17 protein-coding genes are annotated in these 25,022 nt (G+C 65.3%); 4 read left to right on the top strand and 13 right to left on the bottom strand.

Going from position 1 to position 25,022, the window contains the following annotated elements; all coding sequences use genetic code 11:
• Nucleotides 1-44 precede the first annotated feature (44 nt).
• The 3 genes from MTBLM5_RS08425 to MTBLM5_RS08415 all read left to right on the top strand — a co-directional run bounded on the left by MTBLM5_RS08425 (nt 45) and on the right by MTBLM5_RS08415 (nt 7,504).
• Nucleotides 45-4,538: a DNA-directed RNA polymerase subunit beta' gene (locus MTBLM5_RS08425; protein ID WP_173975567.1), complete on the top strand. Its 4,494-nt coding sequence runs from the start codon at nt 45-47 to the stop codon at nt 4,536-4,538.
• Between the two features lie 109 nt (nt 4,539-4,647).
• Nucleotides 4,648-5,784: an HD-GYP domain-containing protein gene (locus tag MTBLM5_RS08420; RefSeq protein WP_173975565.1), complete on the top strand. Its 1,137-nt coding sequence runs from the start codon at nt 4,648-4,650 to the stop codon at nt 5,782-5,784.
• Nucleotides 5,785-5,833: 49 nt separating this feature from the next.
• The gene (locus MTBLM5_RS08415; protein ID WP_173975563.1) at nt 5,834-7,504 is read left to right on the top strand and encodes an ATP-binding protein; all 1,671 of its coding nucleotides are present in this window, start codon (nt 5,834-5,836) and stop codon (nt 7,502-7,504) included.
• Between the two features lie 107 nt (nt 7,505-7,611).
• Here MTBLM5_RS08415 and MTBLM5_RS08410 read toward each other — a convergent pair whose 3' ends face one another.
• The 8 genes from MTBLM5_RS08410 to MTBLM5_RS08375 all read right to left on the bottom strand — a co-directional run bounded on the left by MTBLM5_RS08410 (nt 7,612) and on the right by MTBLM5_RS08375 (nt 17,971).
• A complete protein-coding gene (locus MTBLM5_RS08410) occupies nt 7,612-8,421 on the bottom strand; it encodes a protein-glutamate O-methyltransferase CheR (RefSeq protein ID WP_068498895.1) in 810 nt (269 codons plus the stop codon).
• A gap of 3 nt (nt 8,422-8,424) precedes the next feature.
• A complete protein-coding gene (locus MTBLM5_RS08405) occupies nt 8,425-9,573 on the bottom strand; it encodes a chemotaxis response regulator protein-glutamate methylesterase (RefSeq protein ID WP_173975561.1) in 1,149 nt (382 codons plus the stop codon).
• A 31-nt stretch (nt 9,574-9,604) separates the two neighbouring features.
• Nucleotides 9,605-9,970: a PleD family two-component system response regulator gene (locus MTBLM5_RS08400; RefSeq protein WP_068498891.1), complete on the bottom strand. Its 366-nt coding sequence runs from the start codon at nt 9,968-9,970 to the stop codon at nt 9,605-9,607.
• Nucleotides 9,971-10,034: 64 nt separating this feature from the next.
• The gene (locus MTBLM5_RS08395; protein WP_068498889.1) at nt 10,035-10,520 is read right to left on the bottom strand and encodes a chemotaxis protein CheW; all 486 of its coding nucleotides are present in this window, start codon (nt 10,518-10,520) and stop codon (nt 10,035-10,037) included.
• Nucleotides 10,521-10,578: 58 nt separating this feature from the next.
• Nucleotides 10,579-13,338 carry a chemotaxis protein CheW gene (locus MTBLM5_RS08390; protein ID WP_173975559.1) on the bottom strand — a complete coding sequence of 920 codons (2,760 nt, stop codon included), beginning with the start codon at nt 13,336-13,338 and terminating at the stop codon, nt 10,579-10,581.
• Nucleotides 13,339-13,487: 149 nt separating this feature from the next.
• On the bottom strand, nt 13,488-14,105 hold the full coding sequence (locus MTBLM5_RS08385; protein WP_173975557.1) for a histidine phosphotransferase family protein: 618 nt from the start codon (nt 14,103-14,105) through the stop codon (nt 13,488-13,490).
• Between the two features lie 3 nt (nt 14,106-14,108).
• Entirely contained in the window at nt 14,109-16,025 is a 1,917-nt protein-coding gene (asnB, locus tag MTBLM5_RS08380; protein ID WP_173975555.1) for an asparagine synthase (glutamine-hydrolyzing), read from the bottom strand.
• A gap of 59 nt (nt 16,026-16,084) precedes the next feature.
• Nucleotides 16,085-17,971, bottom strand: coding sequence for an ATP-binding protein (locus tag MTBLM5_RS08375; protein ID WP_173975553.1), 1,887 nt, complete (start codon nt 17,969-17,971; stop codon nt 16,085-16,087).
• Nucleotides 17,972-18,201: 230 nt separating this feature from the next.
• On the opposite strand from MTBLM5_RS08375, the gene MTBLM5_RS08370 reads away from it, so the two are divergent.
• Nucleotides 18,202-19,353, top strand: coding sequence for a PP2C family protein-serine/threonine phosphatase (locus MTBLM5_RS08370; protein ID WP_173975552.1), 1,152 nt, complete (start codon nt 18,202-18,204; stop codon nt 19,351-19,353).
• Nucleotides 19,354-19,362: 9 nt separating this feature from the next.
• Here the strand turns inward: MTBLM5_RS08370 and MTBLM5_RS08365 are convergent, their stop codons facing one another.
• From MTBLM5_RS08365 to MTBLM5_RS08345, 5 genes are read right to left on the bottom strand one after another with little or no spacing between them, the layout of a single operon-like run.
• Entirely contained in the window at nt 19,363-20,238 is an 876-nt protein-coding gene (locus MTBLM5_RS08365) for a lysophospholipid acyltransferase family protein (RefSeq protein ID WP_254430961.1), read from the bottom strand.
• Complete coding sequence (gene lpxK, locus MTBLM5_RS08360) at nt 20,235-21,209, bottom strand: tetraacyldisaccharide 4'-kinase (RefSeq protein WP_173975550.1); 975 nt, start codon at nt 21,207-21,209, stop codon at nt 20,235-20,237. Before lpxK ends, MTBLM5_RS08365 begins: the two co-directional genes overlap by 4 nt.
• The gene (locus tag MTBLM5_RS08355; protein ID WP_173975548.1) at nt 21,196-22,473 is read right to left on the bottom strand and encodes a 3-deoxy-D-manno-octulosonic acid transferase; all 1,278 of its coding nucleotides are present in this window, start codon (nt 22,471-22,473) and stop codon (nt 21,196-21,198) included. The genes lpxK and MTBLM5_RS08355 overlap by 14 nt, the downstream gene beginning before the upstream one ends.
• The gene (locus MTBLM5_RS08350; RefSeq protein ID WP_173975546.1) at nt 22,470-23,177 is read right to left on the bottom strand and encodes a lysophospholipid acyltransferase family protein; all 708 of its coding nucleotides are present in this window, start codon (nt 23,175-23,177) and stop codon (nt 22,470-22,472) included. The genes MTBLM5_RS08355 and MTBLM5_RS08350 overlap by 4 nt, the downstream gene beginning before the upstream one ends.
• A gap of 12 nt (nt 23,178-23,189) precedes the next feature.
• On the bottom strand, nt 23,190-24,995 hold the full coding sequence (locus tag MTBLM5_RS08345; protein WP_173975544.1) for an ABC transporter ATP-binding protein: 1,806 nt from the start codon (nt 24,993-24,995) through the stop codon (nt 23,190-23,192).
• Nucleotides 24,996-25,022 lie beyond the last annotated feature (27 nt).

The raw sequence follows: 25,022 nt of genomic DNA, 5'->3' as shown, positions 1-25,022 counted from the left end.
ACCCATCCCGTCCGCCAAACCCCGAGATGATGCGGGAGCAGGTCATGAATGAATTGATGAAGATTTTCGGTCAGGCGAGCGGTACCCAGTCCTTCGACCAGATCCGGATTTCGATCGCCTCCCCCGAGCGGATCCGCTCGTGGTCGTATGGCGAGATCAAGAAGCCCGAAACCATCAACTACCGCACCTTCAAGCCGGAGCGCGACGGTCTGTTCTGCGCCCGCATCTTCGGCCCGATCAAGGATTACGAGTGCTTGTGCGGCAAGTACAAGCGCATGAAGTATCGCGGCATCATCTGCGAGAAGTGCGGCGTCGAAGTGACGCTGGCCAAGGTCCGGCGCGAGCGCATGGGCCATATCGAGCTGGCCAGCCCCGTCGCCCACATCTGGTTCCTGAAGTCGCTGCCCAGCCGTATCGGCCTCTTGTGCGACATGACGCTCAAGGACCTCGAGCGCATCTTGTATTTCGAGAACTACGTCGTGGTCGAGCCGGGCCTGACGCCTTTGAAGATCCGCGAACTGCTGACCGAAGAGCAGTATATGCGCGCGGTCGACGAGTATGGCGACGATGCCTTCACCGCCAAGATCGGCGCCGAGGCCATCCGTGACATGCTGGTCGCCATCGATCTGGAGTCCGAGAAGGACCGCCTGAAGATCGATTTGAAGGAAACCACCTCGGAAGCCAAGCGCAAGAAGCTGGTCAAGCGCATGAAGCTGGTCGAGGCCTTCCTCGAATCCGGCTCGCGTCCCGAATGGATGATCCTGGAAGTCATTCCGGTGATCCCGCCGGAACTGCGTCCGCTGGTGCCCCTGGATGGCGGCCGTTTCGCCACCTCGGACCTGAACGATCTGTATCGTCGCGTCATCAACCGTAACAACCGCCTGAAGCGGCTGATCGAACTGCGCGCCCCCGAGATCATCGTGCGCAACGAAAAGCGCATGCTGCAGGAGGCGGTCGACGCCCTGTTCGACAACGGCCGTCGCGGCCGCGCCATCACGGGTGCCAACAAGCGTCCGCTGAAGTCGCTGTCCGACATGCTGAAGGGCAAGCAGGGTCGCTTCCGTCAGAACCTGCTGGGCAAGCGCGTCGATTATTCCGGCCGTTCGGTCATCGTGGTCGGCCCGGAACTGAAGCTGCACCAGTGCGGCCTGCCCAAGAAGATGGCGCTCGAGCTGTTCAAGCCGTTCGTCTACGCCAAGCTGGAACTGTACGGCATGGCCACCACCATCAAGGCCGCCAAGCGGATGGTGGAAAAGGAGCGTCCCGAGGTGTGGGACATCCTGGAAGAGGTCATCCGCGAGCATCCGGTGATGCTGAACCGCGCGCCGACGCTGCACCGTCTGGGCATCCAGGCCTTCGAGCCGGTGCTGATCGAGGGTAAGGCCATCCAGCTGCACCCGCTGGTCTGCACCGCCTTCAACGCCGACTTCGACGGCGACCAGATGGCCGTGCACGTTCCGCTGAGCCTCGAGGCCCAGTTGGAAGCCCGCGTGCTGATGATGTCGACCAACAACATCCTGTCGCCCGCCAACGGCAAGCCGATCATCGTGCCCAGCCAGGACATCGTGCTGGGTATCTATTACATCACCATGGAACGCGACGAACTGCCGGGCATGGCCATGAAGGTCCACTCGGCCGACGAGCTGCGGACCGGCCTGGCCAACGGCACGCTGTTCCTTTACAACCGCACCAACCCGGCCCTGCCGATCGACACGTCCGACATGGAAGCGGTGGTCGATGCCCTGGTGCGCCGCGACATCACCGCCCACCGTGCCCTTCGGGTGTCCAGCCGCGAGGCGCTGGAAGCCGGTCTGGCCAAGGGCGAGATTCGGGTGTTCAACGTCGCCAAGCCCGGCACTCCGTTCGCCGCGACCGATGTCGCTTCGATCGAGAAGGCGGTCAAGGACGGTTCGGCCATCCTGTATCGCCTGCCGATCTTCCGCGACATGAACGAGATCAATGCCGCCCTGGCCGACAAGGTGCTGACGCTGCACCAGAAGATCAAGGCGCGGTACCACAATGTCGATAAGGACGGCCAGCCGATCATTGAGCTGCTGGAGACCACCGCCGGCCGCATGCTGCTGTCGGAAATCCTGCCGCGCAATCCGAACGTGCCGTTCGGTTCGATCAACCGCCTGCTGACCAAGAAGGATATCCAGAACGTCATCGATCTGGTCTATCGCCATTGCGGCCAGAAAGAGACGGTCATCTTCGCCGACCGCATCATGGGCCTGGGCTATTCCCACGCCTTCAAGGCCGGCATCTCGTTCGGCAAGGACGACATGGTCATCCCCGCCGCCAAGGACAAGCTGGTGGGCGAGACCGAAGAGAAGGCCAAGGAATACGAGCAGCAGTACCAGGACGGCCTGATCACCCAGGGCGAAAAGTACAACAAGGTGGTCGACGCCTGGTCGAAGTGCACCGACGACGTCGCCGACGCCATGATGAAGGAAATCAGCCGCGTCGAGCCCGGCATGCAGGTCAACTCGGTCTACATGATGGCCCACTCGGGCGCTCGTGGTTCGGCCGCCCAGATGAAGCAGCTGGCCGGCATGCGCGGCCTGATGGCCAAGCCGTCGGGCGAGATCATCGAGACCCCCATCATCTCGAACTTCAAGGAAGGCCTGACCGTGCTGGAGTACTTCAACTCCACCCACGGTGCCCGTAAGGGTCTGGCCGATACCGCGCTGAAGACCGCCAACTCGGGTTACCTGACCCGTCGTCTGGTCGACGTGGCGCAGGACGCCATCATCGTCGAGGAAGATTGCGGCACCATCAACGGCCTGACCGTCTCGGCGGTGGTCGAGGGCGGCGAAGTGATCAGCCCGCTGGCGGAACGCATCCTGGGCCGTTCGGCCGCCCGCGACATCACCCACCCGGTCACCGGCGAGGTCATCGTCGCCGCCGGCCACCTGATCTGCGAACCGGAAGTCGAGTTGATCGACGATGCCGGTATCGAGGTGGTGGCCATCCGGTCGGTGCTGACCTGCGAAGCCAAGGAAGGCGTGTGCGGCACCTGCTACGGCCGCGATCTGGCCCGCGGGACCCGCGTCAATGTCGGTGAAGCGGTCGGCGTCATCGCCGCCCAGTCGATCGGCGAGCCGGGCACCCAGCTGACCATGCGCACCTTCCACATCGGCGGCGCCGCCCAGCGTGGTGCGGAACAGTCGTCGATCGAAGCGGTCAGCGAGGCCACCGTCCAGCTGATCAACAAGAACGTCGTCACCAACTCGTCCGGCGCCAAGATCGTCATGAGCCGCAATTGCGAAGTGGCCCTGATCGACGGCAAGGGCCGCGAGCGCGCGCGTCACCGCGTGCCCTATGGTGCCAAGCTGCTGGTCGATGAAGGCCAGGCGGTCAACAAGGGCGTCAAGCTGGCCGAGTGGGACCCCTACACCCTGCCGATCATCACCGAGACCAACGGTGTCGCCCACTACATCGACCTGGTCGAAGGCCTGTCGATGCGCGAAGTGGTCGACGAGGCCACCGGCATCGCCAGCAAGGTGGTGGTCGATTGGAAGCAGCAGCCGCGCAGCTCGGAATTGCGTCCGCGCGTCGAACTGCGTGACGACAAGGGCCAGCCGGTGACCCTGCCCAACGGCATGGAAGCCCGCTATTTCCTGTCGGTGGACGCCATCTTGTCGGTCGAGAACCATTCGAAGCTGCATGCCGGCGACGTGTTGGCCCGCATCCCGCGCGAAGGGTCGAAGACCCGCGACATCACCGGCGGTCTGCCGCGTGTGGCGGAACTGTTCGAAGCCCGTAAGCCCAAGGATCACGCCATCATCGCCGACATCGACGGCCGCGTGGAATTCGGCAAGGACTACAAGTCCAAGCGCCGCATCCTGGTGGTCCCGGAAGATGGCGATCCGGTGGAATACCTGATCCCCAAGGGCAAGCACGTCTCGGTGCAGGAAGGCGACTATGTCCGCCGCGGCGATCCGCTGATGGACGGCAACCCGGTGCCGCACGACATCTTGCGCGTGCTGGGCGTCGAGGCGTTGTCCCAGTACCTGACCAACGAGATCCAGGAGGTCTATCGTCTGCAGGGCGTGAAGATCAACGACAAGCACATCGAGGTGATCGTTCGCCAGATGCTGCAGAAGGTCGAGATCACCGATCCCGGCGACACCACCTTCCTGGTCGGCGAGCAGATCGACCGTCAGGAGTTCGACCACGAGAACCGCAAGGCGATCCGCGAGCAGGGCCGCCCGGCTTCGGGCACCCCGGTCCTGCAGGGCATCACCAAGGCGTCGTTGCAGACCCACTCGTTCATCTCGGCGGCCTCGTTCCAGGAAACCACCCGCGTCCTGACCGAAGCTTCGGTGTCGGGCAAGGTGGACACCTTGCAGGGCCTGAAGGAGAACGTCATCGTCGGCCGTCTGATCCCCGCCGGTACCGGCGCGGTGATGAACCGCCTGCGCGAACTGGCCGCCAAGCGCGACCGCGAAATGCAGGTCGAGGATGGCGGTGGCGAAGCCGATACGCCGCCGGCACTGGAAGCCGGTGGCGACCAGCCTGCGGCCCCGGCCGAGTAAGCATAACAGCCCTCCGTCGGCAACGACGGAGGGCTTTTTTCTCTGTTTGGCTAGTTGCATGACTTTTCATGGTGTGCAACCCTGGCCTTGGGGATTGCGGAGTACGAGGATGGAACTCCTCCGAGTCGATTCGGAAGCTTCTCGGCTTGCGTCTTTCGAGGCGCCGCGCCGGTCGGTCGTCGTCATTCATCCCGACGCGCGCAGCCGCGACGCCGTCGGCCGGGAGCTCGCGTCCTTCTACGAAGTCTCGGATTACCCCGACATCGAATCGGCTGCGGTCCGCACCAAGGCGACGCCCGCCGCCGTGCTGGTCGCCGACACTGCCATCGCCAATTCCGACCGCCTGCAGGCCTTGCCGCGTCTGCGCGCCGAAAAGGTGTTTCATCAGGTTCCGATGATCCTGTGCACCTGGGCACAGAAGCAGGGGCGCCCCGGGGCGCCCATCGTTTCGGACGCCGATGCCGTGGTCGATTTCAACAACCGCGACCGCGACCTGATCGGCCTGATCTCCCGCCTGGTCGATCGCCGTGTCGAAGCCCGCTGGGAGGCTCTGGCCCCCTCGCCTCGCGAAGCGTTGAAGCGCACCCTGGTCGCCTTCGAGGGCATCACCGACCTGATCGCCACCGGCGACGCGCTGGATTTCCACAATATCGGCCAGGCCTGTGCCCCGGTTTTGGATGCGGTCAAGCAGAACGGCTACCACCAGATCTTCGAAGGCCTGGCCAACCACAACAGCTTCATCTACGTCCACTCGCTCCGCGTTTCGACCCTTTTGGTGCTGTTCGGCTACAAGCTCGGCTTGGGCGACGACGATCTGATGACGCTGGCGACCGCCGGATTGCTGCACGATATCGGCAAGACCGCCATGCCTCAGGCCCTGCTGAACAAGGTGTCGCCCCTGGATCCGACCGAGAAGATTCGCATGCGCGACCATGTCCTGCTGGGGGTGCGCTATCTGTCCAAGGCGCCGGACGTGCCATCCGGCGTCATGGCCATCGCCGGCCAGCACCACGAACGTCTGGACGGGACCGGCTATCCCGACGGATTGCAGGGCAGCCAGATCAACGATCTGGTCCGCATCGCCTCGGTGGTGGATGTCTTCGCCGCGCTCACCGAACGCCGGTCCTACCGCGCGCCCATGTCGGCGGCGCAGGCCCTGTCGGTGATGAGCAACAATATCCGCGAAAAGTTCGACCAGAAGTTCGTGGCGCTGTTCCGCGACATGCTCCTGAGCTCGGGGGGCTGATGAGGGCGGCCCCCGTTTGCACCCTGTCGGCTGACCAGGGGGCGCAGCCATGATCGGGCAAACACGGCCGCACCGGGTCTTGCTGGCGATGGCCAGCCTTTACGCCGTCCTGAGCGTGATCCTGGCGGCCCTGTTCATCTGGACAGACCATGACGAAAGCCTGAAGCGGATCGAGTCCGCCACCGCCGATATCGCCAATCTGCTGGACGAACACGCCTCGCGTACGCTCGACACCGCAGAGCTGGCCCTGGCCCGCGTCGCCGACCATGCCGGCGCCCTGGTTACACCCAACGCGAAGACCAGCGCCGAGGCGGCCAAGCCGCTGATCGACATGCTGGCCGGGTCGCCGCATTTGGGAAACATCTATATCGTCGATGCCGATGGCGCTTTGATTTCCGACCTTCGGGGGATGTTTCAGGCCGGCACCACCTTTCGCGACCGCGATTGGGTGAAGGCGCTGCGACGCGACGATGCCGGCAAGGTCTTCATCGGCCAGGCCGGCTTCGACGAAGCCACCCGTTCTTTCGTTTTCACCGTCGCCAGACGGCTGTATTCGGCCAATGGCGCCTGGATCGGCGCGGCTGCCGTGACCGTTCAGATCGACTATTTCAAGCGTTTCTATCAGAAGCTCGATTACGGTCCGGTCCCCGCCCTGGGCATCTATCGCCTGGATGGCGCCGTTCTGGTGCGCCAGCCGCTGAAGCCCGAGGATATCGGTCGCAACATGAGCGCCAACCCGATCTTCACCACCCATCTGCCGAATGCTCCGTCGGGGACCTATCAGGGCCGGTCCGCCGTGGATTCGGTGGTGCGGGTGGTGTCCTACCGGGTGGTCGAGCCGCGCTCGCTGGTGGTGTGGGTCAGCGTCGGCTCCCAAGAGGCTTTGGCGCAATGGCGCGAGCGGTCTTTCCGCATCGCCGCCTTGGTGGTGGTGTCTTGGCTGCTGATGGGGGCGCTGTGCGTCGTCTTGTACCGCGAATTGATGCGGGAGCACCGGATGACCGCCGACCTGGAGGCCGCCAACCGCGATCTGCAACGGTCCAACGCCGATCTTGAACAATTCGCCTATATCGCCTCGCACGACCTGAAGGAGCCGCTGCGCAATATCGCCAGCTATGTGCAATTGCTGCAACGGCGCTATCAGGGCCAGCTGGATTCCGACGCTGACGCCTTCATCGGTTATACCGTCGAAGGCGTCCAGCGCATGCAGACCATCATCAGCGAGCTTTTGTCCTATTCCCGTGTCGGCACCGGCGATCTGACCCCGGTCCCGGTGCAGGCCGGCATCCTGGTCAGCACCGCGCTCGCCCACCTGAAGGGCGTGATCAGCGAGGCGCAGGCGGTGGTCGAGGTCGATGGCCAATTGCCGGTGATCGAAGGGGACGCCGCCTTGCTGGGCAGCCTGTTCCAGAACCTGATCAGCAACGCCTTGAAGTACCGCCGCGAGGATGTCCGCGCCGAGGTGCGGGTGGGATGTCAGGATCGTGGCCGCGACTGGGCGTTCTATGTCGCCGACAACGGCATCGGCATCGAGACGGAATATCACCGCCAGATCTTCGACCTGTTCCGCCGCCTGCATCCCCGCGATCGCTTCGCCGGAACCGGCATCGGCCTGGCCATCTGCCAACGGGTGGTCGAGCGCCACGGCGGGCGCATTTGGGTCGAATCAGTGCCCGGCAAGGGCTCGACCTTCTGGTTCACCCTGCCGAAGCAGGCTTAGCCGCGACCTGAGTTGGCGGGATCGGAGTCTCCCATCGTCACCTTTGGGCACGGCAAAGGGTCCGACGGTGGTCTGGCAGGACACTTAAAGCGGGTCTGCCCCGGCTATCAGCGGATGACCGCGTAGATTCCGCGCTGCTCGGGCACCGGCTTGAACTTGTCGGAAATGCCCAACACCGTCTCGGCACCGCCCAGATACAGCAACCCATCGTCGGGCATGACCCGCGAGATGTTCTCCAGCACCCGGGTCTTGGTCGGCTGATCGAAATAGATCAAGACGTTGCGGCAGAACACCACGTCGAACTGGCCCAGCGTCTTCAAATCGTGCAGCAAATTGTATTCGCGGAACTGGACCATGGCACGGATCGAGGAATCGATCTGCCACATCTCGTTCGTCTTCTTGAAGTACTTGACCAGATACTGGATCGGCAGGCCACGCTGCACCTCGAATTGCGAGTAAAGGCCGGCCTTGGCCTTTTCCAGCATCTCGGTCGAAATGTCGGTTCCGACGATTTCGATTTTCCAGCCGGGCATCTTCGGCGCTTCTTCCTTCAGGATCATCGCCAGCGAATAGGCTTCCTGGCCCGAAGACGAGGCCGCCGACCAGACGCGGAAACTCTTTTTGGTCGCGCGCGAGGCCAACAATTGCGGCAGGACCAGCGCCTTGAACTGGTCAAACGGCTTGATGTCGCGGAAGAAGAACGATTCGTTGGTGGTCATCGCCTCGGTGACCTCGCGCAGGAGGTCCTCGCCCGAGGTGCGCAAGCTCGCCAGCAGGTCGTCCAACCCTTTCAGTCCGCGCTTGCGCGCCACCGGGGTCAGTCGGGATTCCAGCAGGTAAGCCTTGTCGCGCGTGATGACCAGACCGGAACGGTCTTTCAGCAACTTGGCAATGAAATCAAAATCCTCGGGCCGCATCCGTCAGCGCCTCGCTGCCAATTTCATCAGCCATGGGGCGATTTCCCCGATCGGCAGAATCGCCGAACAGATCCCAGCTTGCGCCGCTGCCCCCGGCATTCCCCACACCACGGAACTTGCCTCGTCCTGGGCAACCACGGTGCCGCCATTTTGTACAACCACCTGACCCCCTTTCGAGCCGTCGGCTCCCATTCCGGTCAGGATCGCCACCAGCACCCGCTTGCCATAGGCCGCCGAGATGCTGCGCAGCATCGGATCGACCGCAGGCCGGCAGAAATTTTCCGGCGCATCCTTGTTCAGGCGAATGATCTTGTCGGCACCACGGGTCTCGACCACCATGTGGAAGTCGCCCGGAGCGATATAGACCCGTCCGCCCTTGATCACTTCGCCGTCCTGGCCCTCGCGCGCGTCCCAGCCCGACACCCGGCTGATATGCTCGGCCAGGATGGTGGTGAAGGTCGCCGGCATATGCTGGGTGATCAGGATCGGCTGCTTGACGGTTCCGGCCCGCATGGTGCCCAGCAGGTTGAACAGCGCCTGCGGGCCGCCGGTCGACGAGCCGATGGCGATAATATCCGGCGGCTCGGGCGTATGGGTCCGCAAAGTCGGCGGTGTGGCAGGGTGCAGGGCGGAAATCTTCGGCGCGGCGGGCCGCGTCGGCGCCACCGTGCCCGATGGCGCGCGCAGCTTACGGTTCGGGTCGCGGCGCCGCGCATGTCCCAGGGCCTTGACCTTGCCCAGCAATTCGGTCTTGAAATCGACGCCGCCGGCCAGATCGCGGGTGGCGGTCGGCTTCGGAATGTAATCAGCCGCCCCCATTTCCAGGGCACGCAGGCTGATGGCCGCCCCCTTCGAGGTCAGCGTCGATTGCATGATCACCCGCACCGCCGGATCGACCTTCAGCAGCTTGGGCAGCGCGGTCATGCCGTCCATGACCGGCATTTCGATATCCAGCAAGATGACGTCGATGTCCTGGCGTTCCAACGCCGACAACGCCATCTGTCCGTTTCCGACCGAAACGACCACAGAGATATCCTGCTCCTCTTCGAGAATCCGAGTGACGAGACCACGCACGACCGCGGAATCGTCAACCAGCATCACCCGAATCCGATCGGCTGCGGTGGAGGCGGAAGAGGGGGTATCGGAAGCCATTAAACGGCGAGCCTTTTGAAAGGAGCAGCGATTACAGAAGGCCAACCTGGGAGAACTTGGCCTGCAGAATCTCGCTGTCGAACGGCTTCATGATGTACTCGTTGGCGCCGGCCGTGATCGCCTCCTGGATGTGCTCGATGTCATTTTCCGTGGTGCAGAAAACAACGACCGGCTTGTCGCCACCCGGCAGCTTGCGCAATTCCCGCAGGAAATCGATGCCGTTCATCACCGGCATATTCCAATCCAGCAGAACGGCGTCCGGCATGGTCGATTGGCAGTAGTTCAAAGCCTGCTGACCGTCTTCCGCTTCCGCGGTGGTGAAGGTCAACTCTTGCAGGATCTTCTTGGCCACCATGCGGATGACCTTCGAATCATCAACGATCAGACAGGACCTCATGCCCTTTCAAGCCTCCCCTAGGGTCGGGTGCGCCCTTGCACCCGCCTCTTATCATGCGGTGATACTATTCGTCTTTTTTGAAATCCAAAAGCTTGCCGACGTCCAGCACCACCATCAATTTGTCCTCGAGGCGATAAATTCCGGCCGAGAACTCGCGCCACATCGGGTCCAGCGTCGGCGGATTGCGTTCGAACTTGGCGGCGGGCAGGCTCAGGACTTCGCCGACCTGGTCGACCATCAGCGAATAGAGCTCGCCATTCTGATCGACGACCACGCTCATGCCCTTGTTATCCTCGGCGGCGTTGCGCAGGCCCAGACGCAGGCGCACATCGACGGCGGTGACGATGCGGCCACGCAGGTTCAGGCTGCCGGCCACCTCGCGCGGCGCCAACGGGATGCGGGTGATCTTCTGCGGTCCCAGCACGTCCTGGACGGTCAGCACCTGGATGCCGAACATCTGGCCGTCGATGAACATGGTGACGTAGTCCTGGGTCTCCGGCGCGGCCAACTCGGTGCCGGGACGCTTGCCGGCGGGTACGATCTGGTTCACTGCGTGACCCCCCTGTTCAGATGGATGTCGGTTGCTGCTGCGTGGTTGCTTCGAGTGGTCATGCGGCACCCTTCAGCGCGGCAAGCGTCGAAGCGATGGTGTTCAACAGCGAGTCGCGGTCGAACTTGGCGACGTAATCGTTGAAGCCGACCTGGCGGCCACGCTCGAAATCCTTTTCGGTGGCATGGCTCGACAGGGCGACCATCGGCAGGGTCTGCCAGCGGCCCTCGGCGCGCACCGCCTGGGCGAACTCGAACCCGCTCATCCCCGGCATTTCAATGTCGCTGATGATCATGTCGAAGTCGTGCCCCTGCTCGCGCAGGGCCAGGGCGCGATCCGGCCCCTCGACCGCGACCACGTCATAGCCGGCGACCGACAACAGCGGCGTCAGCAGATTGCGGAAGAACGGGCTGTCATCGACCAGCAGGATGCGCGGCGCGGCATGCTCGTCGGTGCCGTATTCCTTGTCGGCGCGGCCGAACCAATCGCCGAAGGCCTGCGGCAGGTAATAGCCGGCATCGATGATGGTGGTGGCCTTGCCGGCGATGACTGCGGTGCCGATGACGCCGGGATTGCTGGCCGACAGTTCGACCTTCAGGCGATCCTCGACGATATCGACGATTTCCTCGACGACCAGACCCATGGTGTGGTCGCGATCCGAGAACACCAGCACCGGCTGGCGACCCTCGGAACGGAAATCGGTGGCGCCGTCGATGGACACCAGCGGCATGAGGTGACCGCGATACTGCACCATCGGCTTGCCGTGGCTGTATTCGACGTCCTTGACGTCGATTTCTTCCAGACGGGCGACCAGGGCCAGCGGAACCGCCTTGAGGTCCTCGCTGCCGGCGCGGAACACCAGGAGGCTGGTCTTCGAGTCGCGGTGCAGATCGCGCACCACCTGGCCTTCGGTCGACTGACCGCCGCCCAGCATGCTCGATTCACCGGTGGCGCCGGCGATGCCGTTGGGATCCAGGATCATGATCACCGAACCGTCGCCCAGGATGGTGTTGCCCGAGAACATCGAGATGTGGCGCAGGATCGGCGCCACCGGCTTGACCACGATTTCTTCGGTGTCGAACACGCGATCGACGATGATGCCGAAGGTGTAGGTGCCGACTTGGGTGACGACGATGAAGGTTTCCTGGTCCTCGCCGTTATTGAGGCGCAGCAGCTTCTTCAAGGACACCAGCGGCAACAGGCGGTCGCGCAGGCGCAGCACCGGGGCGTTGTTGATGTTCTCGATGCCGTGCTCGGAATTGTTGGTGACACGCACCAGCTCCAGTACGCTGATCTGCGGAATGGCGAAGCGTTCGCCGGCGCATTCGACGATCAGCGCCGACACGATGGCCAGGGTCAGCGGGATCTTGATGACGAAGCTGGACCCCTTGCCCGGCTGGCTTTTCAGTTCGACGGTGCCGCCGATCTTTTCGATGTTGGTGCGCACCACGTCCATGCCGACGCCGCGGCCCGACACGCTGGTGACCTTCTCGGCGGTCGAGAAACCGGCCTTGAAGATGAACTGGTAGATCTGCTGCGGGTTCATCGTCTCAAGTTCGGACTCGCTGGCGAGCCCGCTGGAGATGGCCTTTTGCTTGATGCGGTCGAGGTTGAGGCCGCGCCCGTCGTCGGAAATCTCGATGATGATGTGACCGCCCTCGTGGTAGGCGTTCAGCACCACCTTGCCGATTTCCGGCTTGCCGGCCCGCTTGCGCTCTTCCGGGCCTTCCAGACCGTGGTCGGCCGAGTTGCGGACCATGTGGGTCAGCGGGTCCTTGATGAGTTCCAGGACCTGACGGTCCAACTCGGTCTCGGCGCCCAGCATCTGCAGGTCGACCTTCTTGTTCATTTCGACCGACAGATCGCGAACGATACGCGGCAGCTTGGCCCAGGCATTGCCGATCGGCTGCATGCGCGTCTTCATCACCCCTTCCTGCAGGTCGGTGGTGATGTGCGAGAGGCGCTGCAACGGCGCGGTGAATTCGGAATCGTCGCGCCCGCGCACCATCTGCAGCAGCTGGTTTCGGGTCAGCACCAGTTCCGACACCAGGGTCATCAGGTTTTCGAGAAGCTCGACATTGACGCGGATGGTCTGGGCGGCGACAGCCGATTCCTTGGGCTCGCCGGCCGCGTTGGTCAATTGCTCGGTCTGCTTGGTGACGGCCGGCGGCGAGGCGGCCGGAACCGGAACGGAAGGCGCCGGCTCGTGCTCGGGCTCGGGGTCGGCTTCGGGCGCGGCTGCCGCGGCGGCTTCCTTGGCGGCGGCGGCGGCGGCTTCCTTGGCGCGCTCCTTGGCCATCTCGGCCAGCACATCGGTGTCCGAGGCGGCCTTCTTGCCGGCGGCGTAGGCGGCCTCGACTTCGGCCAGCAGGTCGGCCGCGACCGGGAAGGATTGCTCGGCGGCGGGGGCAGCGGCGGCGGCGGGGGCAGCGACCGACGGGGTCTTGCCCTCGGCCATGTCGTTCAGCTTGGCGATCAGATCCTTGTCTTCGCCTTCCGGCTCGCACTCGTTCTGTTCGAGATGGCCCAGGATCAGCTTGATGCGGTCGATCGCCTGCAAGATCAGGGTCACCGCCGTCGGCGTCACTTCAAGTTCGCCGTCGCGGAACTTGCCCAGAACGTTTTCCGACGCATGGGCGACATGTTCCAGCCGGGGCAGACCAAGGAAGCCGCAGGTGCCCTTGATGGTATGCACCAACCGGAAGATGTTCTGCAGAATGCTCGGTTCCGGGTTCTGTTCCAGCTTCACCAGCTCGACGTCGAGAACGGAAAGGCTTTCCGAGGTCTCGGTCAAAAATTCGCTGAGGAGATCATCCATCTTCCGCTCCAGCTCCACGCCATCGAACCCACTGCCACGACGGGACAAATTCCCACCGTCCCCCAAATTTCTGGGGCGGCATTTCGAGTAATATCACGGCCGCGAGGGCTTTAGAAGAACCCTTGCCCCCAAAAAGTATTGGACACGAATCATTTGGAGGGCGCAACCGAGAAGCCAAGACCGCCGGGGAATAATTCGGCTTTCACCGCCAAGGTCATTTGATCCGCCAACAGTTGAGCGAGATAGGCCTGCGCCCCGCGCGGCGAGGTCGGAAAGGCACCGCCGTCAAGAATCGACCGGGCCTCGTCGGGCAGCGAGACAGGATCGCCCCACGCGGTGACACGCGGCCGGCCGGCACTGATCTCCACGGCGATGCGGCCGCCGCGCGGCAGGCTATCCTTGGCCAGCAGAACCAGATTGAGCAGCAGGCGCGCCGCCCCCCCGTCGATCGAGCCGTTCTCGCCGGTCCATTCCAGTCCCACCCCGGCCACCGCCGAGCTTTGGGTGTCGAGATAGGCCCGCACCTGGTCGCGCGTCGCCGCCACCGACACCAACCCGCCGACCGCCGGCCCCAGGGCCGAGCGGAAGAACTTCAGCCGCGCGGCGCCCGCCCCGGCACTGGCCGAAACCAGCGCCAAGGTCTCGGCATCGATGTCGCCCGCCATCTCGGCGATCAACTCGGCCCCGGCCGCCGCCGCCCCCACCGGCCCGGCCATGTCGTGACACAGCCTGGCACACAGCAATTCCGCCAAAACCAGCGAATCCATCCCCTACCCCCGGCTCTCGAACCACGCTTGGAACATCAGGGCGTGCCACAGTTCCGTCTGCCAATTCTTGGCGCCTAAGCGGTGGTCGCGCCAGCAGGCCGATACCATCGGGGCATTCAGCAGCCCCTGCGACCGAAGCCGCCCCTCGTCCAGCAGATCGTCGGCCCAGCCCTTCAAACGCCCGGTCAGCCAACGCCCGATCGGCACCTCGAACCCCATCTTGGGACGATCGACCAAGGCGCGCGGCACATAGCCGTACAACACGTCGCGCAACACCGCCTTGCCGATGTCGCCATCGATCTTGAGGCCCAAAGGCAGGCTCCAGGCAAATTCGACGATGGCATGGTCGAGGAACGGCAGACGCGCCTCGAGCGAATAGGCCATGGTGGCGCGATCGGTCTTGACGCACAGATCGTCGGGCAGATAGGTGCGGGCATCCATCACCATCACCGCCAGCGACGGATCGGCCAGCATGGCGGCAAGCCCGTCGTCGAAGGCCGTCATCGCCCGGCCAGCGCCCAGGACCGGGGCCGGCATGCCGCGCCAGCGGGCGTAATGCTGGCCGTGCAACTGGGCCAACGAGCCGGTCCGCACCTGTTCGAACGCCTTCTTGACGCGAAAGCCCGGATAGGACCGCCGCTTGCGCCCGACCAGATGGCCCAGACCGGCCGCGGCGTTCAGCATGGCCGACGGCATCAGGTCCAGCCCGCCGGCCAGTCGGCGCAGCCAGGCCGGAATGGCCTCCAGCCGGCGCCAGTCGGCGGGCAACGAGCGATAGATGCCGTAGCCGCCGAACAATTCGTCGGCGCCGTCGCCCGACAACGCCACGGTGACGTCTTGACGCGTCGCCCGCGCCAGCAGACAGGTCGGCAGTTGGGCCGGGTCGGCGAAAGGCTCGTCCCAGATCGACGGCAGGTCGGGGACCAGGGCCAGGGCGTCGTCGTCGGTGATCGGCACCTCGGTATGAACGCACCCCAGATGGTCCGCCACCGCCCGGGCGTGCGGGCTTTCGTCATAGCCCTTGTCGGCGAAGGCGATGGTGAAGGTGTGAACCGGCCGGGGCGACATATCCTGCATGATGGCGGCGGTGACCGAACTGTCGATGCCCCCCGACAGGAACACGCCGACCGGCACGTCGGCCTGCATGCGCAAGGACACCGAGGCCCGCAGCAACTGGTTCAGCCGCTCGGCCGCAGCGGCACGGCCGCCGCCGAAACTTCCCGCCACCGCCCGGGCCCGCTCGGCGGCCGACCAATAGGTCTGGCTGGCGACCTTGCCGCCACGCACCGACAAGATGGTGCCCGGCAACAGCTTGCGGGCGGCGCGGTAGATGGTATGCGGCGCGGCGATCCAGCCAAATTTCAGGAACAAGGCCAGGGCGTCGCGGTCGATGGAATCGTCGAAGGCCGGGTGGCGGACCAGCGCCTTCAATTCCGAGCCGAAACTGAACACCCCGCCGCATTCGGCCCAATAAAGCGGCTTTTCGCCGATCCGGTCGCGGGCCAGGTACAAGACCCGCTCGACCCGGTCCCACAGCGCGATGGCGAACATGCCGTCGCACTGGGCCAAGGCACGGTCCAGGCCCCAGCGGCTGATCGCTTCCAGCAGCACCTCGGTATCGGAATGGCCCAGCCAGTCGCTGCGCTCCAGGCGTCCGCGCAGGTCGGCATGGTTGTAGATCTCGCCGTTGAAAGCGATGGCCCAGCGGCCATCCTTGGACAGCATCGGCTGGTGCCCGTGGGGGCTGAGGTCCAGAATGGCCAGGCGCCGAAAGCCCAGCGCGATCCCGGCACGATCGTCGATCCACACGCCGCTGTCGTCCGGCCCGCGGTGGACCAAGGTGCCGGCCATGGCCGCGACGGTCGCCGCCCGGTCGGGCGTCTGGCTCGTCAGGTCAAGAAATCCGGCAAAGCCGCACATTCATCCACTCCGATCGACACACGATTCGACACAATCAGTAGCCCGGAATGGGAGCGCTGTCACGCAGCCGATGCGGCCGAAGGCTGGGCCTCGGGAACGGTGAAATGGAAGGTGACGCCCCGGCCCAGGCCTGCCGATTCCATCCAGATATTGCCGCCCATCTGGTCGACCAAACGACGGCACAGGGCCAGGCCAACCCCGGTTCCTTCATAAGCATCGGCGGGAACCAGGCGCTGGAAGACCTTGAACAGGCGCTCGCCGCCATCCTTGATGCCGATTCCGTCGTCGGCCACCGCGATGCACCACCCGGCCTGATGGCGCTCGGCGCGGATCTGGATGTTCGGGGTCCTCCCCTTCTGGCGATATTTGATGGCGTTGCCAATCAGGTTCAGCAGCACCCGCTCGAAGGCGTCGCGGGGCACCAGCAGGCGCGGCCAGGTGCCGGTGACCGATATCTTCGCCCCACACTCGGCAATCGCCGGTCCCAGGAACCGCAGAACCTGATCCAGCGAATCCTTGGATTCGATCCATTCACTGGCCTGCGCCTGATGGCCGACGCGGGAATATTTCAACAGCGACAGGATCATCCGATCCATTCGCTTGGCACCCTCGACGGCGAAGGCGACGAACGACCGGGCCTCGTCGTCCAGCCGGTCGCCCAATTGCCGGCCCAGCAGGGTGACGAAGTTGCTGACCATGCGCAAAGGCTGGCGCAGATCGTGCGAGATGGCATAGGCGAACTGTTCCAGCTCGGCGTTCGACGCCGCCAGTTCCTCGGTCCGTTCACGCACCCGGTCGGCCAGCATCGCCCGCTCGGCCGCCAACTCGGCCATCGCCCGCGCCCGAAGGCGGAGCGCCCGGGTCAGAAACGCCGACAGGATCGACAGCGCCAGGATGAACGACGCCACGACGGCGATATGCCAGCGGTACTGCTGCAATACACTGGGCTGACGGTTCAAGATCACCGCGTCGGGATTTTGCACCAGATCGCCCATCCCCCAGCGATCGACCTGACGCCAATCATAGGAAAAACGCTGCGCCGGCTTTTGCCCGGTCGGATGACCGGAACGTGCGATGGCCGCGGCGATGTTTTCGGCCAGGACTTCGACGCTGAGAACGTGGCCGCCGACGACACCGCTTCCCATCAGGGTTTCCCACGGCGAGAACACCGGCGCCGAACTTTTCTCGGTCAGCCGGCGGGCCAATTCGAACGGGGTTTGGCTGGCACCGTTCTCGTCGAAGAACAGCAGCAGATAAAAGAGCATGGTGTCTTTCGGCAGCGTCGCCGCCCGCTCGAGAACCTGGCCGAACGGCAGGTCGGCCCATTCCTCGATTTCGACCCTGGGGGCCACCTCTTTCATGCCCTGACGGAACCATTGCAAGCGGGTGGCGCCGATCGGGCTGGACTCGCCGACCGCCACCACCTTGGTTGCCTGGGTCAGGCGCAAGGCCTCGGCCAGCGAGGCGACGAAGTCGGCGGGAAAACCGTACCCGGTGGCATCCAGCAGGTTCAGCCGGCCCATCGCCGCCGGGGGCACCTCGGCCAGGTACAAAGCGGAATCGGCGAAACGGGGCCGAAGCGTCGATACCAGCGCCGCCGCCGGCTCGGCCCAGGCGACCACGGCGTCGAAGTGAATACCTTGATATTTGCCCTCGATCATTTGCGCCAGCGCCGGCTGGGATTGACCGAGCGGCAGACGCGGACTGTCGAGGAACTCGAAGAACACCCGGTTCTTGCCGGCACGGAAGGACAGCCCCTTGTCCAGCCCGCGCTCGAAGGCGGCTTGCGCCGGCAAGTCCTTGCCGAACGAGGAAATCACCAGCACCGTCCGCTCGAACGGATCGGCGGCGGCGGCCGGCCAAGCCCGCACCAAAGACACGGCCAGAAACAGCGCCAGCGCGGCCACCCGCGCCAGTCCCCTCGCCCACCCTGCTGAACCCGGCATCGCCTGCTCCGCCTTGGCCTTCCCGCCGACCGGCCCCCACCGATCCTATCTTGCTCAATATAGCCCCGATCCGACGAAGGAATAGAGGCCATTTCCGCCGTTTACGCCCGAAACGGCCCACTAACCGGTGGAGGGCGGCCTCATTCCAGCCGTTTTGGTCATGAGCCTTGTCACGCAACCGGCGGCAAGGCACCATCGCGCCAATCCGCGTCCGATCCATGGAACCGACGATGCCGCCGCCTAAAGGCCAACAGGAATTCTCGGACTGCACCGCCCTGGTGGTGGACGACACCCCGATCAATCGTGATCTGATGTCCGTCTTGCTGGAAACCCAGGGGATCGGCCACATCGACACCGCCGCCGACGGTGTGGAAGCACTGGACCGGGTGGCCCGGCAGATGCCGGACATCGTCTTGCTGGACATCATGATGCCACGCATGGACGGCTTCGAGTTCCTGACCCGCTTCCGCGCCAATCCAGACTGGGCCGACATTCCGGTGCTCGTCACCACCGCCTTGAATGATTCCGACGACCGGGCGCGGGCCTTCGATCGCGGCGCCACGGACTATGTCGCCAAACCCATCGACCGCCGCGAACTGACCGCCCGGGTCGGCGTGCATCTGCGCAACCGTCTCATGATGCAGAGCCTGAAGACCTATCGCGACCGCCTGCAGCAAGACCTTGCCATCGCCACCGCGATGCAGGCCGCCCTGCTGCCGACGGCCGACCAGCTGGAATCGTGCGTGCGTCGCTATGGCCGCCACCTTGCCGCCGTGACCCGCCCATCCTCGGAAGTCAGCGGCGATCTGTGGGGCTGGTTCCCGCTGGATTCCCAACGCTTCGCCGTGTGGTTGACCGACTTTTCCGGCCACGGCGTCGCCGCGGCCATCAATACCTTCCGCTTGCACGTCATCTTGGGCAGCGGCCCCGGCTCCGATCCGGCGGCGCTGCTGACCCGGCTGAACGAATCGCTGGTCGATGTCCTGCCGCGTGGCCAGTTCGCCACCATGCTGTACGCGGTGTGCGATACCGCGGCCGAGACTTTGGTCTTCAGTTCGGCCGGGGCCACCGCGCCGATCGTGACCACCCCCGACGGGCGCGCCCGCCTGCACCCGGCCTCGTCGCTGCCGCTGGGGGTGCGCCGGGCCACCGTTTACGGCAATGTCGACCTGGCCTTTCCGAAGGGCGCCGCCCTGATGCTGTACAGCGACGGACTGAGCGAGGCCGCCGACCCCACCGGCAAGCATCTGGGGGAAGACGGCGTGATGGAACTGGCCGCCGGATTGAAGACGGCCGGCGACGTTACGGGACTTCTGTCGGATCTGGCACAGCGCGGCGTCACCTTCGCCGACGACGTTTCCGCCCTGTGGCTGGGCGGCTGAGCCGCCGGATCAGTCCGGCCAGCGCTTGTGCAGCCACAGCCACTGTCCCGGATCGGCGCGGACCCAATCCTCGATGATGGCGTTGATGCGCGTCATGATCTCCAAGGTGTCGGCATGGGCGTCGCCACTGTCCGGCAGGTCCATCGGCGGCAGCACGATCAGGCGGAAATGGGCGCCGTCCAGGCGCTCGACCTTGGTCGGCACCACCGGGCATTTGAACTTCAGCGCGAAGCGGGCCACCGCCGAGGCGGTCATGGCGTCGCGTCCGAAGAACGGCACCTTGATGCCGTCATTCATCTTCTGATCGACCAGCATGGCGATATGGCCGCCGCCCTTCAGCACCGTCATGATCTCGCGCGCACCTTCCGACCCCTTCTGGATCTGGCCGGCCTGCGACGACACGGTGCGCCCCTTGCGATAGATGTCTTCCACCCACGGATTGTTGGCGGCGCGATAGACCAGGGTCAGCGGCAGACCCTGCCGGCCGGCGGCGCCGGTCCCCAGCTCCCAATTGCCGAAATGAGCTGAAAAGAACAGGCCGGGCAGGCCATCGTCGCGCCGTGCATGGATGTTCTCGACCCCGACGATTTCCAGGCGGTTGGCGATCAGATAATCGAGGTGGGGAAACTCTGCGGCAACCCGGCCCAGATTGTCCCATACCCGCACCACGGTCGCCTCGATGGCGGCCTGGTCCCAATCGGGGAAGGCCTGGGCCAGGTTGCGCCGGGCGATGTTGGAAACCTTGAGGCGCGGGCCGATCCAGCGCCCGACGGCGCCGCCGATCGCCGAGGCCGCATCGACCGGCAGCAGGCCGAACAGGGCGAAGACGAAACGGACCAGCAGCGCCTCGGCCCGCTGACGGGCGGTTTTCGATAACAATCTCACGATTGATGATCCAGCACGGGAGCCAACAGACGATCCACCGCCCCGGTATCGTACCAGACCAGCCGCACCGTCAACACCGTCAGCAAGGCGCGCAGATCTTCCGGCACCCGCACCGCATCCTTGGCGGTGGTTACCGCCAAGGCGTCCGCGGCCCGCGCGGCCTCCAACAATTCCTCGATGTCGGCGCGGCCATAGGGATGGTGGTCGGGGAAGGAATGGGCGGCGACGATCCGGCCGCCGCATCCTTCGACGGTGTCGAAGAACTTGTCGGGACGGCCGATGCCGGCAAAGGCGATCAGGTCGCGGCCGTGCAGCAGCGCCGCCTCGGGGCCGGGCACCAGCCGGGCACGCAGCAACGGCTTATCGCCCACCAGGCTGGCAGCGCCGGTGCGGTCGTCGCCGACCATCACCACGGCGTCGGCGCGGGCCAGGCCGGTGGCGATCGGCTCGCGGCAGGGGCCGGCCGGGATCACCCGGCGATTGCCGAAGCCATAGCCGCCATCGATCACCACCAAGGACAGATCCTTGACCAGCGTGCCGTTCTGGAAACCGTCATCCATCACCAGGATGTCGGCCCCCATGTCGGCGGCGGCGGCGGCGCCGTCTGGCCGCCACCGGGCCACCCAGGTCGGGGCCACACTCGATAGCAGCAGCGCCTCGTCGCCGACGCGGGTGGCGTCGTGACGCGTCGGATCGACGGCGCGCGGGCCGGCCTCGGTGCCGCCATAGCCGCGGGTCAGGATGTGGGGCCGGCGCCCGCGGGCCTTCAGCCGCTCGACCAGGGCGGCGACCACCGGGGTCTTGCCGGCCCCGCCGGCGACGATGTTGCCGACGCAGATCACCGGCATCTTGGCGCGCACCGGCTGGGCCCCGGCCAGCTTCTGGGCGCCGCCCCAGGCATAAACCGCCGACAGCGGCGACAACAATCGGGCCAGCGTCCCGTCGCGGTGCCAGAAATCAGGGGCGCGCATCGCCGGCCTCCACTGCCGCGATGAACGGCGCCAGGGCGCCCATCACCTGATCCAGGGAGCCGGCCTCGGCCTCGGCCCAGGCCAGGGCGCGCGCCCCCATCGCCCGCGCCGCCGCCGGGTCGGCCAGCAAGCGGCCGACCGCTTCGGCCAACTGGTCCTGGTCGGCGACCTGACAGGCCGCGTCGGCGGCCAGCATGGCCGGAGCCATGTCGGGAAAATTGCTCATGCGCGGGCCGAACAGCACCGCCGCCCCCAGCCTTGCCGGCTCGAACGGATTCTGGCCGCCCTCGACGGTCAGGCTTTTGCCCATGAACACCACCGGGGCCAGGCGGTAGAACAGCCCCAACTCGCCCATGGTGTCGGCGACCAGGATCGCCCGGTCGGGCGCCTCGCCGGCCGAGCGCAACGACGCCTGCAAACCCAGCGCCTTGACCTCGCCCAGCACCTCGGGGCCGCGCTCGGGGTGGCGCGGCACGATGATGGTCAACAGGCCGGGCAGCCGTTCGGCCAGCGTTCGGTGGACACGGGCGGCCACGGCTTCCTCGCCCGGATGGGTCGACGAGGCCAGCCACACCGGACGGTCGCCGATCTGGGCCTTCAGGGCGGCCAGTTCGGCGGGCTCGTACGGCAAGGGCGGCACGGCCAGCTTCAGGTTGCCCAGGCACCGGGCGTCGCGCGCTCCCAACTGAACCAGGCGCTGGACGTCGGCCGGGGTCTGGCCCAGGCAAAGGGTGAAGTCGGCCAAGACCCGGGCGATGAAGCCCGGCGCGCGGCTCCAGCCGGCGAAGGACCGTGCCGACATCCGGCCCTGGACCAGGATCAGCGGCACATGACGCTTGCCGATCTCGGCCAGCAGGTTCGGCCAGAAATCGGATTCGGCCCACAGCACCAGGCCGGGGCGCCAATGGTCGAGGAACCGGCGGACCCAGGCCGGGCGATCGACCGGGACGAACTGGTGAACGGCGCCGGCGGGCAGCCGCTCGGCCATCAGGCGGGCCGAGGTCACGGTGCCGGTGGTGACCAGCACCCTGAGACGGCCGCCATCCACAAGCCGCTCGATCAGCGGCAGCAAGGACAGTGATTCCCCGACCGAGGCGGCATGCAGCCACACCAACGGCCCGTCGGGACGATCCAGCGAGGCCAGGCCCCGTCGCTCGCCGGCCCGCGCCGGGTCTTCCTTGCCCCTCAACATCCGCCGCTTCAAGAAGACGTCGATCAGCGGGCCGCCGGCGATCGACAAGGCGCGGTAAAGGGCGTGGATCATGGCGCCGTCTCCGGCAACGGATCGGCGGGAGCCACCGGTTCGACGCCGGCCAGATGGTCGGCCTCGTCGGTCACCGCGATCATCCGGTCCTCCAGCAGGCGCCGACATTCCTCGATATCGGAATCGGCGGTGACATGCATCGGCTCGCCCCACACGAAGACACCGCCGGAAAACGGCCACGGAATCACAAAGCGGTCCCACGACCCTAGCAACTTGCGCCGCCTTGCCGAATAAGCGACCGGGATGATCGGACAGCCCGACAGCCGGGCGATGTTGATGAAGCCGGCACTGGCCCGCATGCGCGGCCCCTTGGGGCCATCGGGGGTGATGCCGATGCATTCGCCGCCCTTCAGCATCTTCAGCAGGCCGCGCAAAGCGTTGCCGCCGCCGCGCGTGGTCGAACCGGCCACGGTCTTGATGCCGAAATGGGCGACGGTGCGGGCGATCAGCAGCCCGTCGCGGTGCTGGCTGATCAGCATGCTGATGGGGACACCGGGCCGCCAGCACTTCATCATCATCAGGATGCGGCCGTGCCAGAAGGACAGGATGAACGGCTTGCCCTGGTCCCAGAAGGCGGCGGGGATATCGCCGCGAACCACCTGCCACGATCCCGAGGCATAGAGCAGACGGATGTAAAGCGAGACCAGCCAGCACAGTGTGCCGCGCAAGGTTTCGCTTTTCCCGATCTGCTTGGCCAGCCCCATCGCCGTCGCTCCCTAGGGCGTCCCGCCGCTATTTTCTTCGGCGAACTGCAGGGCGTAGAGCCGGGCATACAGGCCGCCCTGGGCCAACAGCGCGTTGTGGTCGCCGCTTTCCACCACCCGGCCGCGATCCATCACATGGATGACGTCGGCATTGACCACCGTCGACAGCCGATGGGCGATGACGATGGTGGTGCGCCCCTTCATCAGATGTTCCAGCGCCACCTGGACCTGGCGTTCGGATTCGGTGTCGAGCGCGCTGGTCGCCTCGTCCAGCAGCAGGATCGGCGCATTCTTCAGCATGGCGCGCGCGATGGCCAGACGCTGGCGCTGGCCGCCCGACAGATTCAGGCCGCGCTCGCCGACCACGGTATCGTAGCCGTCGGGCAGGGACAGGATGAAATCGTGGGCCGCCGCCGCCTTCGCCGCCGCCTCGATCTCCTCGTCGGTGGCGCCGAAGCGGCCATAGGCGATGTTGGCGCGGATCGAATCGTCGAACAGCACGATGTCCTGGCTGACCAGGGCGATCTTGGCCCGAAGCGAATCCATGCCGACCATGCGGATGTCCTGACCATCGACCAGGATGCGGCCGTCGGTGACGTCGTGGAAACGCGGCAGCAGGTTCAAGATGGTGGTCTTGCCGGCGCCCGACGGCCCGACCAGGGCCACCGTCTTGCCGCCCGGCACCTCGAGATCGACGCCGTCCAGCGCCGACTTGGCGCCGTCATAGGTGAAGAACACGCCTTCCAGCCGGACATTGCCTTCGCGCACCACCAGGTCGGTCGCATCCGGGCGGTCCTTGATGGCCGGCTCGGTGTCGATGATCTCGAAGCAGCGCGCGGCGGCGGCCAGGCCTTCCTGCAGATTGGTGTTCAGGCTGGCCAGCGCCTTCAAGGGCTTATAGGCCAGCATCAAGGCGGTGATGAACGAGAAGAAGGCGCCGGCCCGGTTGGGGTCGGCATCGGCCAGGGCGATGACCTGGCTGCCGCCATAGACGATCACCACGGTAATGGCGATGCCGCCCAGCATCTCCATGATCGGCGACGAGGCCGAGCGCACGCGGGCGGCACGATAGGTCAGCTCGTGCAGCGTCTCGACCAGATCGTGGACCTTGCGCTTCTCGTACTCCTCCATCCCATAGGCCTTGACCACGCGGATGCCCTGGATGGCCTGGTTCAGATAGGTCGACAGCAGGCCGTATTGTTCCTGGGTGTTGGCGGTGACCTTGCGCATGCGCTTGCCCAGCCGCGAGATCGGCAAGATCGCCAGCGGGAAGACAAAGAAGGTCAGGGATGACAGCACCCAGTCCTGGTAGAACATCAACCCGACCAGGAACAACACGCTGGACGCATCCTTGCCGGCGCCGGTCAGAGCGTTGGAGACGGCGAAGCGCATCGCCACCACGTCGTTGGTCATCCGGCTCATCAGCTTGCCGGTCTGGTTGACGCCGAAGAAGGCGACATCCAACGCCATCAGGCGCGAGAACAGGCGGTATTGCATGTCCGAGATGACCCGCAGGCCGACCCGGGACAGCAGCACCGCCTCGCCATAATCGGCCACCGCCTTGGCGGCGAAGGTGGTGATGATGGTGATGGCCAGGGGCCACAGATACTCGGCTTTGCGGGCGACGAAGATCTTGTTGATGATCGGGTCCATCAACCAGGCGTACATCGCGGTCGAGCCGGCCGACACCGCCATGCAGGCGACGGCGGCGATCACCATCCCCAGATAGGGGCGCATGCCTTCCTTCAGCAGGCGGCGCATCAGCGCAACCGTCGAATGATCCAGCGAAATCTTCTGTTTGCTCAAAGGTTTGCCCATGGTCTGGCGGTTTGGGCCGGGACCATA

It is taken from the genome of Magnetospirillum sp. LM-5 (assembly GCF_902729445.1).
Classification (GTDB): Bacteria; Pseudomonadota; Alphaproteobacteria; order Rhodospirillales; family Magnetospirillaceae; genus Magnetospirillum.
Note: the sequence above shows the minus strand (reverse complement) of the source record. Positions and strands in the feature narration are given on the sequence as shown.

Coding starts and splice junctions, on each gene's coding strand:
- lpxK (WP_173975550.1), bottom strand. CDS start 21,209: ATGCGCGCCCCTGATTTCTGGCACCGCGACGGGACGCTGGCCCGATTG.
- MTBLM5_RS08390 (WP_173975559.1), bottom strand. CDS start 13,338: ATGGATGATCTCCTCAGCGAATTTTTGACCGAGACCTCGGAAAGCCTT.
- MTBLM5_RS08375 (WP_173975553.1), bottom strand. CDS start 17,971: ATGCCGGGTTCAGCAGGGTGGGCGAGGGGACTGGCGCGGGTGGCCGCG.
- asnB (WP_173975555.1), bottom strand. CDS start 16,025: ATGTGCGGCTTTGCCGGATTTCTTGACCTGACGAGCCAGACGCCCGAC.
- MTBLM5_RS08345 (WP_173975544.1), bottom strand. CDS start 24,995: ATGGGCAAACCTTTGAGCAAACAGAAGATTTCGCTGGATCATTCGACG.
- MTBLM5_RS08385 (WP_173975557.1), bottom strand. CDS start 14,105: ATGGATTCGCTGGTTTTGGCGGAATTGCTGTGTGCCAGGCTGTGTCAC.
- MTBLM5_RS08400 (WP_068498891.1), bottom strand. CDS start 9,970: ATGAGGTCCTGTCTGATCGTTGATGATTCGAAGGTCATCCGCATGGTG.
- MTBLM5_RS08420 (WP_173975565.1), top strand. CDS start 4,648: ATGGAACTCCTCCGAGTCGATTCGGAAGCTTCTCGGCTTGCGTCTTTC.
- MTBLM5_RS08425 (WP_173975567.1), top strand. CDS start 45: ATGAATGAATTGATGAAGATTTTCGGTCAGGCGAGCGGTACCCAGTCC.
- MTBLM5_RS08350 (WP_173975546.1), bottom strand. CDS start 23,177: ATGGGGCTGGCCAAGCAGATCGGGAAAAGCGAAACCTTGCGCGGCACA.
- MTBLM5_RS08370 (WP_173975552.1), top strand. CDS start 18,202: ATGCCGCCGCCTAAAGGCCAACAGGAATTCTCGGACTGCACCGCCCTG.
- MTBLM5_RS08415 (WP_173975563.1), top strand. CDS start 5,834: ATGATCGGGCAAACACGGCCGCACCGGGTCTTGCTGGCGATGGCCAGC.
- MTBLM5_RS08410 (WP_068498895.1), bottom strand. CDS start 8,421: ATGCGGCCCGAGGATTTTGATTTCATTGCCAAGTTGCTGAAAGACCGT.
- MTBLM5_RS08355 (WP_173975548.1), bottom strand. CDS start 22,473: ATGATCCACGCCCTTTACCGCGCCTTGTCGATCGCCGGCGGCCCGCTG.
- MTBLM5_RS08405 (WP_173975561.1), bottom strand. CDS start 9,573: ATGGCTTCCGATACCCCCTCTTCCGCCTCCACCGCAGCCGATCGGATT.